The organism is Burkholderia sp. Ac-20392, assembly GCF_017104585.1.
GTDB classification, from domain to species: Bacteria; Pseudomonadota; Gammaproteobacteria; order Burkholderiales; family Burkholderiaceae; genus Burkholderia; species Burkholderia lata.
The window spans coordinates 1-613 of sequence record NZ_JAAGPB010001167.1 but is presented as its reverse complement, the minus strand read 5'-3'; the positions used below and the strand labels follow the sequence as shown (position 1 = coordinate 613).

General features: G+C 72.1%; 1 pseudogene. It reads right to left on the bottom strand.

The features are described from left to right. A pseudogene (locus tag G3N99_RS41425) lies at window positions 1-613 on the bottom strand (regulator); the annotation flags it as partial.

Genomic DNA, 613 nt, shown 5'->3' with positions numbered 1-613 from the left:
CGGCGCGCGCGAGGCCGAGCGCCGCCGGCGACGCGGACAGCACGCGCGCGAACGGCTTGCCGACCGGCTTCAGCGTGCCTTGCGCATGGAACCAGATCGAATTGACGGTCGGCAGGCCACGCGCCTCGCGGGCCTCGTTGACCGGATGCTGGAACCACGCCATCTGCACTTCGTTCTGCAGCTTCATCCACATCCGCGAGCGCTCGCCCGTATGGGCCTCGTGTGGCAGCCAGATTTCGATGTTGCGGCCGCTCGCGCGTAGCGGCGCAGCGCCGGCGAGGCGGGCGAGCTGCTCGCTCGACAGGTACCAGCGTGACGGGTTCGGCGCCTCGAGCCGGACGCCGAGCTCCTCGATCAGCGGCCGCGCGACCGCGAGCAGCGCGGCTGCGTCGCCGTCATTGAGCGCGAGGGCCGCCGGATCGACGAGTACCAGGTGATCGTGCGCGATTTCGACGTGGACGGGCTCGACGCAGGCCCACGCGTGCGCGCCGGGGTCGCCGCCATCCGCCAGCAGCATGTAGGGCGCGAGCGGCGCCTCGTCCGCGGCGTTGCCCTGGGTTGCGCCGAACTGGCGGGCCAGCCAGCGCTCGTGTGGCAGCGTGCGCTGGAAGTA